This is a genomic window from Kribbella jejuensis, assembly GCF_006715085.1.
Taxonomy (GTDB): domain Bacteria; phylum Actinomycetota; class Actinomycetes; order Propionibacteriales; family Kribbellaceae; genus Kribbella; species Kribbella jejuensis.
This window is the reverse complement of the sequence record NZ_VFMM01000002.1, coordinates 1,127,392-1,143,282: the sequence shown is the minus strand read 5'-3', so window position 1 is coordinate 1,143,282 and position 15,891 is coordinate 1,127,392. Positions and strand designations below refer to the sequence as shown.

The 15,891-nt window shown below is 68.1% G+C and carries 14 protein-coding genes; 7 read left to right on the top strand and 7 right to left on the bottom strand.

Translation table 11 applies throughout. The annotated features are described in order from the left end of the window. The first annotated feature begins 2 nt into the window (after positions 1-2). Complete coding sequence (locus FB475_RS25470; RefSeq protein ID WP_141859077.1) at positions 3-785, top strand: FadR/GntR family transcriptional regulator; 783 nt, start codon at positions 3-5, stop codon at positions 783-785. Here FB475_RS25470 and FB475_RS25465 read toward each other — a convergent pair. The 6 genes from FB475_RS25465 to FB475_RS25440 are packed head-to-tail and all read right to left on the bottom strand — an operon-like array spanning position 770 to position 6,339. Further along, entirely contained in the window at positions 770-1,606 is an 837-nt protein-coding gene (locus tag FB475_RS25465) for an amidohydrolase family protein (protein WP_185759427.1), read from the bottom strand. The two genes, FB475_RS25470 and FB475_RS25465, sit on opposite strands and share 16 nt — an antisense overlap. After that, on the bottom strand, positions 1,603-1,941 hold the full coding sequence (locus FB475_RS25460; protein WP_141859075.1) for an L-rhamnose mutarotase: 339 nt from the start codon (positions 1,939-1,941) through the stop codon (positions 1,603-1,605). Before FB475_RS25460 ends, FB475_RS25465 begins: the two co-directional genes overlap by 4 nt. Continuing rightward, on the bottom strand, positions 1,938-3,119 hold the full coding sequence (locus FB475_RS25455) for a mandelate racemase/muconate lactonizing enzyme family protein (protein ID WP_141859074.1): 1,182 nt from the start codon (positions 3,117-3,119) through the stop codon (positions 1,938-1,940). Before FB475_RS25455 ends, FB475_RS25460 begins: the two co-directional genes overlap by 4 nt. A gap of 31 nt (positions 3,120-3,150) precedes the next feature. Then, positions 3,151-4,023, bottom strand: a complete 873-nt coding sequence (locus FB475_RS25450; protein WP_202878497.1) for a carbohydrate ABC transporter permease — start codon at positions 4,021-4,023, stop codon at positions 3,151-3,153. 2 nt (positions 4,024-4,025) lie between these two features. Beyond that, positions 4,026-4,967 carry a carbohydrate ABC transporter permease gene (locus FB475_RS25445; protein ID WP_141859072.1) on the bottom strand — a complete coding sequence of 314 codons (942 nt, stop codon included), beginning with the start codon at positions 4,965-4,967 and terminating at the stop codon, positions 4,026-4,028. A gap of 1 nt (position 4,968) precedes the next feature. Then, entirely contained in the window at positions 4,969-6,339 is a 1,371-nt protein-coding gene (locus FB475_RS25440; protein WP_141859071.1) for an ABC transporter substrate-binding protein, read from the bottom strand. Between the two features lie 188 nt (positions 6,340-6,527). On the opposite strand from FB475_RS25440, the gene FB475_RS25435 reads away from it, so the two are divergent. The 6 genes from FB475_RS25435 (at position 6,528) to FB475_RS25410 (ending at position 15,390) form a co-directional block, all read left to right on the top strand. Beyond that, positions 6,528-9,167: a right-handed parallel beta-helix repeat-containing protein gene (locus FB475_RS25435; RefSeq protein WP_141859070.1), complete on the top strand. Its 2,640-nt coding sequence runs from the start codon at positions 6,528-6,530 to the stop codon at positions 9,165-9,167. Between the two features lie 108 nt (positions 9,168-9,275). Then, positions 9,276-10,772, top strand: coding sequence for an FAD-dependent oxidoreductase (locus FB475_RS25430; protein ID WP_141859069.1), 1,497 nt, complete (start codon positions 9,276-9,278; stop codon positions 10,770-10,772). A gap of 249 nt (positions 10,773-11,021) precedes the next feature. Next, complete coding sequence (locus FB475_RS25425) at positions 11,022-12,032, top strand: SDR family oxidoreductase (RefSeq protein WP_141859068.1); 1,011 nt, start codon at positions 11,022-11,024, stop codon at positions 12,030-12,032. Between the two features lies 1 nt (position 12,033). Then, positions 12,034-13,845 carry a glycoside hydrolase family 15 protein gene (locus tag FB475_RS25420; RefSeq protein WP_141859067.1) on the top strand — a complete coding sequence of 604 codons (1,812 nt, stop codon included), beginning with the start codon at positions 12,034-12,036 and terminating at the stop codon, positions 13,843-13,845. After that, a complete protein-coding gene (locus tag FB475_RS25415) occupies positions 13,842-14,381 on the top strand; it encodes a vitamin K epoxide reductase family protein (RefSeq protein ID WP_141859066.1) in 540 nt (179 codons plus the stop codon). The genes FB475_RS25420 and FB475_RS25415 overlap by 4 nt, the downstream gene beginning before the upstream one ends. A 16-nt stretch (positions 14,382-14,397) precedes the next feature. Further along, positions 14,398-15,390, top strand: coding sequence for an ATP-dependent DNA ligase (locus tag FB475_RS25410; protein ID WP_141859065.1), 993 nt, complete (start codon positions 14,398-14,400; stop codon positions 15,388-15,390). A gap of 133 nt (positions 15,391-15,523) precedes the next feature. Here the strand turns inward: FB475_RS25410 and FB475_RS25405 are convergent, their stop codons facing one another. Then, a complete protein-coding gene (locus FB475_RS25405) occupies positions 15,524-15,805 on the bottom strand; it encodes a hypothetical protein (protein WP_141859064.1) in 282 nt (93 codons plus the stop codon). Positions 15,806-15,891 lie beyond the last annotated feature (86 nt).

Below are 15,891 nucleotides of genomic sequence, written 5' to 3'. Positions count from 1 at the left end.
GTATGGCGAAAGATTCCTTGCACACGGCGCAGTTGATTCCGCGGCGGCTGCCGGTCGGGCGGCTCGGGGTTTCGGTTGTCGCCGAGCTCGTGGATCTGATCGTGACCGGGCGGCTGAAAGAAGGCGACCTGCTGCCGCCCGAGGGACCGTTGAGTGAGCACTTCGGGGTCAGCCGGACGGTGTTGCGCGAGTCGGTGAAGCGGCTCGAGGAGAAGGGCCTGGTGACGGTCTCGCAGGGCCGGGGCACGCAGGTCCGCGCGCCGGGCTACTGGAACATGCTCGATCCCGTCGTACTGTCGGCCCTGATCGACAACGACGAGAGCCTGGGCGTCCTCGACGAACTGACCGTCGTGCGCGCCAGCCTCGAGGCGGCCATGGCCGGAGCGGTGGCGAGATCGCACAGCGCGGACGAGCTCCGGCGGTTGGAGAACGCACTGACCGCCATGCGCGAGAGCGAGTCCGAGACCGACTCGTTCCGGCAGGCCGATGTGATCTTCCACTACGCGGTCATGGAGATCTCCGGCAACCGGCTGGCGGAGAACATCGCCAAGCACATCTACAAACGCGCCGTCGAATCCAGCCGGTACCAGGGCATCAACCCGCCCGACGCGGTGGCTGTGACCCTCAAGGAGCACGCGGCCATCGTGAAGGCCATCGCGCGCAACGACGCGGCCGCCGCGGAGGAAGCCATGCACTCCCACATCCACGGGTCGTGGGAGCGCCGCCGGCTGCCCAGTCACGCCCCCCGTCCGCGCGACCGGAAACGCGGTCAGAAGAGGCAGTAGACCTCGGCCGCACTGCCACCGAACACCCGCCGGTGTTCCGCCTCGGACAATCCTGCCAGTAGGGTGTCCACCGCCGACCTCCAGGCCACGGCTCCACCGCCGAGCTCGGCCAGCGGCCAATCGGAGCCGTACAGCAGGCGATCCGGCCCGAACGCGTCGAGCGCGATCGTCACCCGGTCGGCCAGATCCTCGGCACGCCACGATCCCGGCGCCAGGCCGGACACCAGGCCCGAGACCTTCGCGGCGACGTTCGGCCGACGGGCCAGTTCACGCAGGCCGGCCGCCCATTCCCGGCCGTCCCCACCAGGGGCCGGCGGACCGCCGAGGTGGTCGAGGACGAAGCGCAGCCCCTCGTGACGAGCACTCACCGCGGCCGCCTGCGGGAGTTGCCACTCGCGTACCACGAGGTCGAAGCAGAGACCTTCACTCTCGAGCGCGGCGAGGCCCCGGCCGACGTCGTCGCGCAGCATCCACTCGGGATCGGGATCGATGTGGACCAGATGCCGTACGCCGACCACGGGTACGGTCGCGTCCCGGCGGATCCGATCGAGTTGCGGACCGACCTCCGCGGTGAGGTCGACCCAGCAGACCAGACCGGCCACCACGGAAGGATCCAGTCGAGCAAGCCGGACGCTTTCCGCCAGGCTGTTGCTCGACTGTACGACGATCCCGCGCTCGAGCCCCGTCGAGGCGAGCATCGCACCGAGCTCGGCGGCGCCGAAGTCGCGGGCGATCGGCGTCATCGTCGCCGGATCGATCCAGTCCTGCGGGTCCAGTGCCCGGTTCCACAGGTGTACGTGCGCGTCGATGCCGACGGTCATTCGAGGTGCCACACTTCGTCGATGGGTTGCCACAACGCGCCCGGATTGCGTTCCTCGGCGATCCTGACCTGGCACGGATCGGTGTATGTCCACCACTCCTGCGAGACCGGGTCGTCCGCGATCCGTTGCATGTCCGCGTCGTGGTCGGTGCCGACGTACTCGTAGTACGCGAACAGGATGTCCCCGAAGACGAAGATGCTGTAGTTGCGGACGTTGCACTCGACGAGCTTCTGCTCGACGCCCGGCCAGACCGCGCTGTGCAGCCGCAGGTATTCCTCGCGCTTCTCGGGCCGTACGCCGACCACGAAGGCCCGGCGCTCCGGTGCGCGCGTCACGAGACCGGCCGCAACGGTACGGCGGGAACGTCGATCACGTCCGGCTCGGCCACCAGCCGCAACGCGGCTCGACCGGGCCGCACGTGTGGTCCGTTCGCGGCGGCAACGACCGCATCGGTGCCGCCCGCCGACATCCGCGACTCGTCGACCAGGATGCCGATCCCCGGCCGGTCGCCGAGGATGATCCCGCCGTCGTCGAACTCCTGGTCGACGTCCAGCCCGACGGGGAAGTGCAGGTCCTGCACCTCGTGGGTCAGCAGGTTCGGTACCGCGGCGGCCGCGTGCGCGATCGGATTCGCGTTGAACGCGACCGGACTCACCGGGAGGTCGTGGCCGTGCGCCAGCGTCGCCACCCTGAGGAAGTGGGTGATACCCCAGACGTTGCCGACCTGGACGATGTCGAGGGCTCCGGCATCGAGCAGCGGGCGGTACTGCTCGAGCCCGGTCAGGTTCTCACCGCTGGCGATCGCCGCGCGGACCTTCCCGCGCAACGCGGCCAGTCCGGCCGCGTCCCATCTGCGCAGCGGCTCTTCCACCCAGGTGAGATCCAGGCGCGCCTCGATGGCGGCCACGTAGCGCGCCGCCTGCGCGTGGTTCCACGACTCGTTGGCGTCGAACATGATCGCCGGACGGCGCGAGTTGCGGCTGAGCACGTCCCGGACGATCTCCAGCCGGGGCAGGTCCCGATCCAGGTCGCGGCCGCCCTTCAGCTTGCCGGCCTTGAACCCGCGGTCGGCGAAGCGCCCGTACAGGTCGGCGAGCTCCTGATCGGTCAGGCCGTACTCCAGACCGGACGCGTACCCCGGAACGAAACGTTCGCGGGCCCCGAGCATCCGCCACAGCGGCTCCCCCGCGGCCTTCGCCTTGAGGTCCCACAAGGCCATGTCGATGGCGCCGATCGTCCCGAACACGGAGCCGGAGTGGCCGGTCTTGAACACCCAGGCGAGCATCCGGTCGTAGAGCGCGACGACCGATCGGGGATCCTCGCCGTCGACGGCGGGAAACACCCGCGCGACGTCGCCGTGAGCACCCAGGCCGACGCCTTCGAGACCGACGTCGGTCTCCAGGATCAGGACGGGGACAGGTGTGGTCTCCACGCTCTGCACACCGTTGACGTCGCCCGTCAGTCTCCCCCAGTCGTGCACGGTACTGAGACTGCGGTATCCGGTGATCTTCATATCTTCTCGTTCTCCTTGGGAGCCAGGTCGGTCATTCCTTCGTTCCTCCCGCGGTCATGCCGCTGACCAGGAATCGTTGGGAGAACAGGAAGACGATCAGGACGGGCAGAACCGACACCACCGTAGCCAAAGCCAAGGTCGGCAACTGGACGGAGTCCGATCCGGCCGAGGACGGGTTGAACGCGGGAGTCGAAGCGAGCAGTGAGGTCAGGCCGACCTGGATGGGGTAACCGTCGCTGGAGGGCAGCATCACGAACGGCAGGAAGAAGTTGTTCCAGTTCTGCACGAAGCTGAAGAACGCGACCAGCGCGACGATTGGCGCGCCCAACGGAAGGGCGATCCGGGTGAAGACCTGGACCTCGGTACAGCCGTCGATCCGGGCCGCGGCCAGCAGGTCCCTCGGGATGCTCGTCGAGAAGTAGATGTAGGTCAGGTACACGCCGAACGGGAAGAACGACATCGGCAGGATCACCGACAGCGGGCTCCCGATCAGGCCGGCGCTGTTCAGCTCCAGGAAGATCGGCAGCACCAGGGCGGTGCTCGGGATCAGCATCACGACCAGGGTCAGTACCAGCAGTGCTCGGCGAAGCTTGAACTCGGTCAGCGCGAGGGCGTAACCGGCCGGGATGCTCACCAGGAGCGTGAGCACCAACGCGCCACCGGCGTACACCGCCGAGTTCCCGATCCAGGTTGTCACCGCGCCGTCCTGGAAGCCGAACAACTGGTTCCAGTTGGCCACGAAGTCGTGCCAGGACCCGACGGAGAACGGGTTCGCGACGGTCAGTGCCTTCGCGGACTTGGTCACCGACAACAACAGCCAGACGATCGGGACCGCGAAGAAGAACACGAAGAGAATCATCACGACGCCCGCGAGCGACCGGCCACTCCAGCCTCGGAGGTTCATAGTCATTCCTTCTCGAACAGGCCGCCGCGGGTCACGAACACCCAGGACAGCAGGAGCGCGACGACGAGCAGGATCAGCGAGATCGCGGCGGCACCGTTGAAGTCGTTCTGCTGGAACGCGTACTGGTAGGCGAGCTGGTTCAGCGAGTAGTCGTTCGGGACCACGGCGTTGCTGGCCTGACTGAGCAGTTGCGGTTCGACGAACAATTGGGTGCCCGCGGCAAGGGACATCACGCCCATGTACGCGATCCACTTACGGAGCAGCGGTAGCTGGATCCGCAGTGCGATCTGTACGGCGTTCGCGCCGTCGACCTGGGCCGCTTCGAGCATCTCGGTGCTGATGTTGTTCAACGCGCCGTACATGATCACGATCCACCCGCCGGCTCCGGTCCAGAACGCGATGATCGCGAAGATCGCCGGCAGGTGCCCGGGCTGGATGACCGCCACGAAGCTGTCGAACCCGAACGCATGCAGCAGGCCACTGACCGGGCTGGCGGTGGGATCGAGAACGAACAGCCAGAGCAGAACGCTGGACGCTCCGGCCAGCGCGCCCGGCAGGTAGTAGACGAAGCGCAGGGCGGTACCCGCCCAGCGGACCCGTACGGCGTGCACGAGCAGCGCCAGTCCCACGACGAAGACGACCAGAGCCACGAGCCAGATGACCAGGTAGAGCGTCACGTGCAGCACGGCCGGCCAGAACCGGAAGTCGCCGACCACCTTCGTGAAGTTGCCGGCACCGGCGAATCCGCCGTCGGCATTCGTGAACGCCAGCACGACCGCGTACAGCGAAGGAAAGACGCCGAAGGCCAGTGCGAGCAGCGCGTAGAGCGAGACGAACACGTAGCCGATCGGCGTGCGACCAGGTGCCCGGCCGTTCGGCCGGGCCGGTCGCCGGCGCTCGAAGGCGCCGGCGGCCAACTGGTCGCTCGGGGGAGCGATCGTCATCTCAGTTCACCGAATATCCGTTGACCTTGGCCTGGTTCTCGATCGCCTGCTGCCAGTCCGGCAACAGGGCGACGAGCGACTTGCCGCCCGTGACTCCCGTGGTCATCGTCTTCGCCCAGATCGCTTCCTGGCTGAACACGCCGTACCCCCAGCCGTCCCAGACGTCCGAGGCGGCGGTGACCACCGGCTGCAGCGAGGTCGCGAAGTACTTGCTGGACTCCTGCTTCGCGATCCACTTGTCCGCGGCCGGTGCGTAAGCGGGGTAACCCGGCGCGACGTTCACCTGGTAGTCGTCGGCAGTGGTGACGAACTGGACGAACTTCTCGGCCGCCGCAAGATTCTTCGAGTGGCTCGAGACGAACCACGTGCCGCCACCCACGTTGCCGGTGACCGCCTTGTCGTCGCCCTTCCACGGCAGCGGCGCTGCAACGCCGAGCTGTCCGGCCGGAACGTTCAGCGACTGCGGGTTGTTGAAGATCGCCCCGGCGTACCAGGCCGGCCCGGGCATCATCAGCACCTTGCCCGTGTACTTCTTCACGAACTCCGGAGTGAAGACGCTGACGACCGGCACGGTCCCGTTGCCACGGAGCGTGTCCAGCATCGATGCCACCCGCTTGCACTCGGGCGTGTCGACCTTCACCGTGACCGACTTGGGACCGGTGACGCCGTTGGCCTGGCACTTGCCGGCCCACATGTAGATCTCCGGCGCGAACCCGTCGCCGGCCGCCCCGATGATGTACCCGGGATGCTGCTTGGCCACCTTCTCGCCGAGGGCCTGGTAGTCCTCCCAGGTCGTCGGCAGTGCGTAGCCGAACTGGTCCATCAGCTTCTTGTTGTACCAGAGCACGGTCTGCGCGAGGTCGTTCCGCAGGCAGTACAACTGGCCGTCGACCTTGCACGGGTTGAGCGAACCCGGAGTGAACTTCGCGAGCGTGTCACCAGGAACCAGACCTTTGTCCAGCACGGCCGCGAACGCCTGCTTGCCGTTGCTCTTCTGGCTGGCCCAGGCGGCGTCGTTGTTCTGGGTGGAGAACACGACGTCCGGCCACCCGCTGCCGGCCCGGTCGAAGAGCTGCATCTTGGTACGGAACGAGTTCGACCCGTTCGCCGACCCGTCGTAGGCGACGACGTTGATCTTGGTGTCCGGATTCGCCTTCTGGAAGGCCTTCGCGGCGGCCTGCCGGTCCGCGTCGACCCAGACCGTGATCGCCGAACTTTCCTGTTTGACCTGGGGAAAGCCGTACGACCCGTTCGCCGTGCTGGTACCGCCGCCGCAGCCGGCGAGGGCCAGCAGCGCGGTTGCGGCGCAGAGCCCGGCGAGGACCGACGCCGGCCTGCGGCGTGCCCGAACCGCTGTGTGGATTCCGACCATGAGAGTTCCTTGTCTGTCGCCTCCGGGCACGACCCGGAGCGGAGCTTGGCGCCGACTATAGGAGATACGTATGATGTTTGACAACGCTTCGATCTGCTGGATCCCGAGGTCTTGTCGGAAACATCATACGTATGTTAACTCTGTGTTTCCGGGCGAGTGCGACGCCCACACACAGGAAGCGATCGAACATGACATTGACGTCTGAATCGCGACGCTCGAGGAACAGGTCCGCACGCCGCGGACCGGCCGTCCTCGCGTTGCTCGGCGCCGGCGCGGTCATTGCCTCGGTGCTCACCGCGGCGAGTGCGCAGGCCGCCCCCGCGACGGTCTACTACGTGGCGCCCGACGGCAAGGACACCGGGCACTGCAGCCAGGCGATGCCGTGCACGCCGGAGCGTGCGCAGAAGATCGTCCGCCCGGCCGCGAAGTACGGCGACGTGACCGTACAACTTGCCGATGGCACCTATCGGCTGAGCGCACCGCTCCGGTTCGGCGCGGACGACGACGGCGGCGACCACACCGTCCGCTGGGCCGCCGCGCCCGGCGCTCACCCCGTCATCACCGGCGCGTCGAAGGTGGGTGGCTGGTCCAGGTCCGACGTGGGCCGCGGCATCTGGGAAGCCGACACCCCGAGCGGCCTCGACACCCGTCAGCTGTACGTGAACGGATTGATCGCCCCGCGGGCGTCCATCCGGCTGGCCAACGCCGACGTGACACCGACGGCGACCGGCCTCACCATCAACAACTCCGCGCTGAGCTACCTCGCGACGCTTCCGGACCAGGGCCGGATCGAGTTCGAGTCGCTGGGCGACTTCACCAACCGGTACTCACCGGTCCAGAGCATCAGCCCGACCGCGATCACGATGGCCCAGCCTGCCTGGGACAACAACACCTGGGGCTGGGACACGGTCCAGCGGTCGTTCCTGGCCGGACCGTCCTGGTACCTCGACAACTCGTTGAGCTTCCTCACCCAAGCCGGTCAGTGGTATATCGATCCATCGGCCGGGAAGCTCTACTACAAGCCGGCCGACGGTGTCGACCCGAACCAGCTGGACGTCGAACTCCCCCGGCTGCAGTCGCTGATCAGCATTGGCGGCACCTACGATCAGCCGGTCACCGGCCTCGCATTCGAAGGCATCCAGTTCTCCGGGACGTCCTGGCTCGGCCCCTCGACCGACGGGTACGCCGACCAGCAGAACGGGCTGTTCATCAAGGGTGCGTACGACTACCGTCCCGCCGACGCGTTCACGAGTTGCTCCCGCGGCTGCGAGATGTTCGAACGGGCCCGGACCAGCTGGTACCAGGAGCCGGCCGCCGTGCAGGTGTCGGCAGCGAGCCGGATCTCGTTCACCGGCAACACCTTCACCGATCTCGGCCAGTCCGCGCTGGGCATCGGTAACGACGCGAACGCCACGGTGACGGGCATCGGGCTGGGCGCGAGCGACATCGATGTGGTCGGCAACCGGTTCGTCGAGAACAGCGGCCACGGCGTCGCGGTCGGCGGCGTACTGCCGGATGCCCACCACCCCAGCGACCCGCGGATGACGAACCAGGACATCCTGATCGAGAACAACACGATCAACCGGGTCGGGGTCGACTACAAGGACAACAGCGGGATCCTCAGCACCTACGTCACCGGCGCCAGGATCCTGCACAACGAGGTCTCCAACGTCCCGTACGACGGCATCGACACCGGCTACGGCTGGGGCATCAACGACGCCGGCGGCTCGAACGACTACGTCGACCGCGGGTACTACAACTGGAACACCAAGTACACGACGCCGACCACGCTCAAGGACACCCAGGTCGAGGGCAACCTCGTGCACAACACCAAGGCGCGCTTCGCCGACGGCGGTTCGGTGTACAACCTCTCGGCGAACCCGGGCGCGGTGGTCAGCAGCAACTACCTGTTCAACATCTCGGGCGTCGGGCTGTACCTCGACGAGGGCTCGCGCTCGATGACGTACGAGAACAACGTGGTCCAGGGCGGTTCGTTCGTGTTCACCAACGCGGGCAGCCTGCGCAACAACACCAGCGACAACGTCATCCAGAACAACTGGTACAACTCCGGCGGGATCTCGGCACCGAATGCCGCCGCCCACAACAACAAGCTGATCAACAACGTGAAGGTCAGCGGCGCCAACTGGCCGGCCGGGGCCCGGGACGTGATCTGCTCCGCGGGTGTCGCACCGCAGTACCGCACGTCGCTCAACGCGAACCAGTTCGGCTTCACCGGCTGTTCGGCCGACGCTCCGGTCACCGGGTTCGCCACGACGTCCAACGTCAGCTCGTACTTCGGTCAGGCCGGGGACGCCTTCGGGATCGCCGCCGCGGGTGCGGACGTCTGGGGCGCCGGCGGTCAGCACGACGACCAGTTCGGCGCGATCTACAAGGCCGGCTCGTTCACGTCGCAGTCGAGCGTTTCCACCCGGGTCGTCTCCATCAACGACGCGAACGTGTGGGCCAAGTCCGGAGTCATGGTCCGCAACGACCTGACCAAGCCGGGATCATCGGCCGGGTACGCCGTCGTCGCGGCCACCGCACGTAACGGCGTGACCTTCGAGTGGGACTCCAACGGCGACGGCTACCTGGACACCGACGCCCGCGCGACGGTGGACAGCTACCGCCCCGTCTGGGTCAAACTCACCAGATCCGGTACGTCGTTCAGCGCCTCGTACTCCTACGACGGCCAGAACTATGTGCCGATCGGCGCCCCCGTGACCCTGCCCTCGGCCGCGGCACAACAGGACGCAGGCATCTTCTCCACCTCACACGACACCACCCAGTCCGCCATCAACCAGTTCGACAACGTCGCCTTCACCAACTGACCCACTCGCGGAGCCGGGACCCCACGTCCCGGCTCCGCTGATCACGTCAGGGCAGGTTGGACGTGAGCTGCGGGGGCACCGGACGGGCCAGGCGAGCTTGGAGGGTGCATGAGTACTGGCAGCGTGTGGTTGGCGACGAGTGAGCAGCAGCAATACCCGGCGCTCGGGCAGGATCTTGTGGCCGATGTGGTGGTCGTCGGTGGTGGGGTGGTTGGGCTGACGACCGCGCTCCTCGCGCAGCGTGACGGGGCTCGGGTTGTGGTGCTGGAGGCGGACCGGGTGGGCTCGGGGACCACCGGCTACACGACCGGGAAGGTGACCTCTCAGCACAGTCTCAGCTACGCGGAGCTGGTCGCTCGGCAGGGCGAGGAGAAGGCCCGGTTGTACGCCGAGGCCAATCAGGCCGCGGTCGAGCGAGTCGCCGAGTTGGCCGAGCAGGTTGGTATCGACTGCGATCTCACGCGTGCCCCGGCCTACGTCTACACCCTCGACGCCGGTCAACGCGACAAGCTCGAGGAAGAGGCGGCAGCTGCCGTGAAACTGGGGCTGCCCGCGGAACTGACGACCGAGCTCGATCTGCCGTTCGCTGTCGAGGCCGCCGTCCGGTTCGAGCGGCAGCTGCACTTTCACCCCGCCCGCTACCTCGCCGGCCTGGCCGCCGCGTTCACGGCCGCCGGCGGTTCCATCTACGAGCAGACCAGGGTCCTCGACATCGAGGAGCAGCGCGACCGGACCGTACAGCTCACGGCTGGTACCGCGACCGTGCAGGCCAACCAAATCGTGGTCGCGACACTGCTGCCGCCGGGCACGCTCGGCGGGTACTTCGCGAAGACCAGACCGACCCGCTCGTACGGACTGGCCTGCCGGCTGCGCGGCGACGCACCCCGAAGCATGGCGATCTCGATCGACACCCCGACCCGCTCGACCCGCCCCTGGCTCACCCCCGGCCCGGGCGGCCTGATCGTCGTCGGCAACGACCACGAGACCGGCGCCGCCGACGTCGACACCCAGCAGCAGTACCGCGAGCTGGAGGACTGGACCCGCGTGACCTTCGACGTCGAGTCGGTCGACCACCGCTGGTCGAGCCAGGACTACACGACCCCGGACCGCATTCCGTACGTCGGACGCGCGCCGCTGCACCACATGGTGTGGGTCGCGACCGGATTCCAGAAGTGGGGACTGAGCAACGGCACCGCGGCGGCCATGGTCCTCACCGACCTGCTCGCCGACCGCGACAACGCCTGGCTGCCGGTGTTCGACGCCACCCGGATCGGCGATGCCCAGGCCGTCGCGAAGCTGATCAAGGACAACCTGAAGGTCGGCAAGGAGTTCGTCGGCGGGCGGTTCGACCACCCTGTCGAGCAGCTGGCACCCGGGACCGGCGGCATCGTCGAGTACGACGGTCATCGGGTCGGCGCCTACCGCGACCAGGACGGCACCCTGTACGCCGTCGAACCGACCTGCACCCACCTCGGTTGCCCCCTGCACTGGAACTCCGCGGAGACCAGTTGGGACTGCAACTGCCACGGCTCCCGCTTCGCCGTCGACGGCGCGATCCTCGACGGCCCGGCCGGCGAACCGCTGGAGCAGCTCGACACACCGTGAGACGGGAGGTGTGCAGAGTTTCGTTGCCGGGCACTACACGCGCAGGCGCAGTCCCGGCTCGAGACGGGGAACCCGCCCAGGCCGTGCGTGTTGAGCAGCCAGCACGGGCGGCCGACCCAACTTCGGGCATATTCGGCAGCTACGAGGGCACCGGGGAGGTGCCCCCGCGGCCGGCCGGGGAACGTCATACCAGGGCCGCGGATATCGGGCTGAAGGCAACCAATCGACGAACCCAGGAGGGGTGAAACAGTGGCGGGACAGCGGCAGACAGTTGTGGTGACCGGTGCGAGCGGCGGGATCGGACGGGCGAGCGCGATCGCGTTCGCCAAGCGCGGCGCCAAGGTCGCGCTGCTGGCCCGTGGCGAGAAGGGCCTGGCCGGCGCGGCCGAGGAGGTCGAGGCGGCCGGCGGTACGGCGCTCACGGTCCCGCTGGACCTGGCCGACTACGACCAGGTCGAACGCGCCGCCCAGCGGGTCGAGGACGAACTGGGTCCGATCGACGTCTGGGCGAACGTTGCCTTCACCAGCGTCTTCGCGCCGTTCACCGAGATCGACCCGAAGGAGTACAAGCGGGCCACCGAGGTGACGTACCTCGGGTACGTGTACGGCACCCGCGCGGCACTGGACCGGATGAAGCCCCGCGACCACGGCTCGATCGTGCAGGTCGGGTCCGCGCTGGCGTACCGCGGAATCCCGTTGCAGTCGGCGTACTGCGGCGCCAAGCACGCCATCCAGGGCTTCCACGACTCGCTGCGCTGCGAACTGCTGCACGACAAGTCCAACGTGCACGTCACGATGGTGCAGATGCCCGCCGTGAACACCCCGCAGTTCTCCTGGGTGCTGTCCAAGCTGCCCAAGCACCCCCAGCCGGTGCCGCCGATCTTCCAGCCCGAGGTCGCCGCCGACGCGGTCGTGTACGCCGCGGATCACCCCAAGCGCCGTGAGTACTGGGTCGGCGGCCCTACCGCCGCGACGATCCTGGCGAACAAGTTCATCCCGGGACTCCTGGACCGCTACCTGGCGCGGACCGGCTACAAGTCGCAGCAGGTCGACCAGTTCGATCCGCACAAGGCCGCGAATCTGTGGAAGCCGGCCGACGCCGAGGACGGGTACGACTACGGCGCGCACGGCGTCTTCGACGACCGCGCCACCACGCGCAGCTACCAGCTGTGGGCGTCGCAGCACCGCGTACTGGGCCTGCTGGGCGCCGGCGCCGCTGTTGCCGCGGGAGTCGTGGCTGCTCGTTCCCGGAACAACTGAGATGCCCCTGCAACTCGAGGACTACGGGCTGATCGGCGACACCCAGACCGCGGCGCTGGTCGGCTACGACGGCTCGATCGACTGGCTGTGCGTGCCGCGGTTCGACTCCGGGGCATGTTTCGCCGCGCTGCTGGGAGACGAGCGGCACGGGCGATGGTTGCTCGCGCCGGCCGGCGGTCACCGGGCCACCGATCGCCGGTACCGCCGCGACTCGCTCGTCCTCGAGACCGACTTCACCACCGCCGACGGCACCGTACGGGTCATCGACTGCATGCCGATCCGCGACGACCGGCTCGAGGTGTACCGGCGGGTGGAGTGCCTGTCCGGCCGGGTCGCGATGCGCAGCGAGCTTTCACCCCGGCTCGACTACGGCCACGTGACGCCGTGGATCCGCGACACCGGCCGCCGCAGTACTGCCCTTGCAGGCCCCGACACGCTGACGCTCGACTCCGATGTCGAGCACCACCGGCGCGACAGCGACCTGATCGGCGAGTTCGAGCTCGCCGCCGGCGACCATGCGGACTTCCGCCTGACCTGGTCCGAACCGCGCGCCCAGCCGCCGAAGCACGTCGACGTCGGCAAGGCGATCCAGCGCACCGAGCGCTGGTGGCAGGGCTGGGCGTCGCGGTGCCAGTACGACGGACGCTACCGCGATCCCGTCGTACGGTCGCTGATCACCTTGAAGGCGATGACGTATCAACCCAGCGGCGGAATCGTCGCCGCGCCCACCACCTCGCTGCCCGAGCAGCTCGGCGGCGTACGGAACTGGGACTACCGGTTCTGCTGGATCCGGGACGCCACCTTCACGCTGCTCGCGCTGCTCGGTGCCGGCTACGAGTCCGAGGCCGAGGCCTGGCGCGAGTGGCTGCTCCGCGCCCTGGCCGGCAAGCCGGAGCAGATGCAGCTGATGTACGGCGTCGAGGGCGAACGGCGGCTCACCGAGTACGAGCTCGACTGGCTGCCCGGATACGCGAACTCCCGGCCGGTCCGCGTCGGCAACGCCGCGTCGGAGCAGTTCCAGCTCGACGTGTTCGGCGAACTGATGGACGCGCTGCACCAGTCCCGCACCCACGGCATCCCGCCCGACGAGACCGCCTGGGCCGTGCAGCAGAAGCTGCTGGACTTCCTCGAAGGGCACTGGAACGACCCGGACGACGGCATCTGGGAGATGCGCGGCGAACGCCGGCACTTCGTGCACTCCAAGATCATGGCCTGGGCCGCCGTCGATCGCGCCGTCCGCGGCATCGAGGAGTTCGGCCTGCCCGGTCCGGTCGACGACTGGAAACGGCTGCGGGAAGAGATCCACACCGAGGTCTGCGAGAAGGGGTACGACGCCGATCGGAACACCTTCACGCAGTACTTCGGTTCGCGGGCGCTGGACGCATCCGTGCTGCTGATGGGATCGGTCGGGTTCCTGCCCGGCTCCGACAAGCGGTACCGCGGCACGATCGACGCGATCGCCGGCGAGCTCACCCACGACGGGTTCGTCTCCCGCTACAGCACGACCAAGAAGTCCGAGCAGGTCGACGGGCTGCCACCGGGCGAGGCGTCGTTCCTGCCGTGCACGCTCTGGCTGGCCGACAGTTACCTGCTGACCGGGCGCAAGGACCAAGGGCGCGAGGTATTCGAACGAGTCCTTGGTCTGAGCAACGATCTCGGGTTGCTGTCCGAGGAGTACGACACCGAACAGCACCGCCTCGTCGGGAACTTCCCGCAGGCCCTCACCCACCTCGGCATCATCAACACCGCGCTCGACCTGCACTCCAGCCGGGGTCCGACCCAGCGCCGATCCCACACCGGACGGACCAGATGAGCACCGACGCGTCGCTCTCCTCGTGGCGTCGGCGGGCGCCGGTGATCGTGCTGTCGCTGGCAGGTTTCGCTGTCGCGCTGACCCTGACGCTGTTCCAGGTCGGCGTACTGGACTCGATCTGGGACCCGTTCTTCGGCGACGGCAGCCGGAAAGTGCTCACCTCCTCGGTCTCACAGGCCCTACCGATCCCCGACGCCTCACTCGGCGCCGCCGCCTACCTGCTCGAGGCGATCCTCGAATCCCTTGGCGGCACCAGCCGCTGGCGAGACCACCCCTGGATCGTGGCCGCCGCCGGAGCGGTCGCCGCCGGCCTCGGCCTGGCCGCCCTCGGCCTGATCGCCACCCAAGCCCTGATCGTCGGCGCCTTCTGCACCCTGTGCCTGTGCTCGGCCGCCATCTCCCTCACCGTCGCCGCCCTGGCCGCACCCGAGGCCATCGCCGCCACCAAGGTCCTCAGCCAACGCCGCCATGCCACCCTTCGAGCCGACGGCTCGCCGGGCCTCGGACACCGATCCCACAAACCACCACCCGGCTGACCGTTCGGTAGCGCAAATGGTGCTTGCCGCGGACTTACGGGGACCCGTCGGGCTGGAGTTGGCCCGGGCGGTCGATCAGGTGCCGGGCGAACGCGCTATGCCGGGCGGATCGCGGTACGAGCTGAAATGGGACGGCTTCCGCGCCGGTGTGGTCTGTACGAACGGCGAGGTGCTGTTGTGGTCGCGCAACGGCAAGGACTTCACCGCCAAGTTCCCCGACGTACAGGCCGCGCTGCAGGCCCAGCTCGACGTCGATTGTGTACTCGACGGCGAGCTCGTGGTGTGGACCGGGGACCGGCTCGACTTCGATGCGCTGCAGCAACGGATGGTCAACACCGTCGCGACCGTACGCAAGCACCTCGCGCCGCAGCAGCCGGCCTCTCTGGTGGTGTTCGACCTGCTCGCCATCGGCGGCGTGGACATCAGGCCGATGCGCTGGACCGCCCGCCGCAAGCGCCTGGAAGACCTAGCCAAGCGGTGGCAGCCGCCCGTGCAGCTCTCCCCTGTCACCGCCGACCTGAGCGAAGCCCGCGAGTGGCTGAACGCCTTCAAACCCACCGGTGTGGAAGGCCTCGTCGTGAAAGGCGCTACGACCCGTTACCAACCCGGCCGACGTGACTGGACCAAGTGGAAGACCAGGGACAGCGTCGAGGCGATCATCGGCGCCGTGACCGGATCATTGCGGCACCCCGACCTGCTCGTGGTCGGCCGCTATCGCGGTGACGATCTCGAGGTGGTCGGACGCACCACCACCCTGACCGACGACCAGGCCGCAACGATCGGCGAACTCCTCAAGCCCGCCGGCACGCGCCATCCCTGGCCGGACCAGCTCAGCACGCATTGGGCACGCGGCAGCAAGACGCCGCTGATCAAGGTGCAGCCGAAGATCGTCGTCGAGGTCGCCGCCGACCAGGCCCTCCAAGCAGGGCACTACCGGCACCCGCTGCGGCTCCTCCGCCACCGTACCGACCTGGATCCGTACGACGTCGAAACCCTGCGGTCCGACTGAGTCGCGTGTCGGTTTCGCGCGCCCGTCGGGACGGCACCGGCGGTGTGCCTCCACCTGGGTCGGCTGAGCTGCTGCCGGTCCGCGGGTGGAGGTCCAGGACCTCACCCGCCGCCTGCTGACACGGACCTTCTGGTCACTCGCCGAGGCCGGAGAGGCGGCGGTTGGTCTGGGCCAGCAGGTCGTGGGCGGCCGCGATGTCGGCGGTGTGCTCGATGCTCGAGCAGCGTGTCGCCAGCGTCTCCGCCAACCGATCCGCGGCCACGACGACGTGCGCGAGTCCGTCGTACGCCTCCTGCCAGTCCCTGGCGGTCAGCTCGTACGGCGCCTCGAGAAAGTGCCGTACCGAGTCCAGATCCAGCACGGCCTGCCGGAAACGGTCACCGGTCGTTGGTGCCGCCAATCCCGAGCTGCACATCGGCTGCCACCTGCCTCTCTTCGTCGGCGCCCGGCGGTACCCAGATCCGCACCGCCGGTAGCGCATCCGGGCAAATCAGCCGCATT

Coding starts and splice junctions, on each gene's coding strand:
- FB475_RS25465 (WP_185759427.1), bottom strand. CDS start 1,606: ATGACCGTCGGCATCGACGCGCACGTACACCTGTGGAACCGGGCACTG.
- FB475_RS25405 (WP_141859064.1), bottom strand. CDS start 15,805: ATGTGCAGCTCGGGATTGGCGGCACCAACGACCGGTGACCGTTTCCGG.
- FB475_RS25410 (WP_141859065.1), top strand. CDS start 14,398: ATGGTGCTTGCCGCGGACTTACGGGGACCCGTCGGGCTGGAGTTGGCC.
- FB475_RS25445 (WP_141859072.1), bottom strand. CDS start 4,967: ATGACGATCGCTCCCCCGAGCGACCAGTTGGCCGCCGGCGCCTTCGAG.
- FB475_RS25430 (WP_141859069.1), top strand. CDS start 9,276: ATGAGTACTGGCAGCGTGTGGTTGGCGACGAGTGAGCAGCAGCAATAC.
- FB475_RS25415 (WP_141859066.1), top strand. CDS start 13,842: ATGAGCACCGACGCGTCGCTCTCCTCGTGGCGTCGGCGGGCGCCGGTG.
- FB475_RS25435 (WP_141859070.1), top strand. CDS start 6,528: ATGACATTGACGTCTGAATCGCGACGCTCGAGGAACAGGTCCGCACGC.
- FB475_RS25440 (WP_141859071.1), bottom strand. CDS start 6,339: ATGGTCGGAATCCACACAGCGGTTCGGGCACGCCGCAGGCCGGCGTCG.
- FB475_RS25470 (WP_141859077.1), top strand. CDS start 3: ATGGCGAAAGATTCCTTGCACACGGCGCAGTTGATTCCGCGGCGGCTG.
- FB475_RS25420 (WP_141859067.1), top strand. CDS start 12,034: ATGCCCCTGCAACTCGAGGACTACGGGCTGATCGGCGACACCCAGACC.
- FB475_RS25450 (WP_202878497.1), bottom strand. CDS start 4,023: ATGAACCTCCGAGGCTGGAGTGGCCGGTCGCTCGCGGGCGTCGTGATG.
- FB475_RS25455 (WP_141859074.1), bottom strand. CDS start 3,119: ATGAAGATCACCGGATACCGCAGTCTCAGTACCGTGCACGACTGGGGG.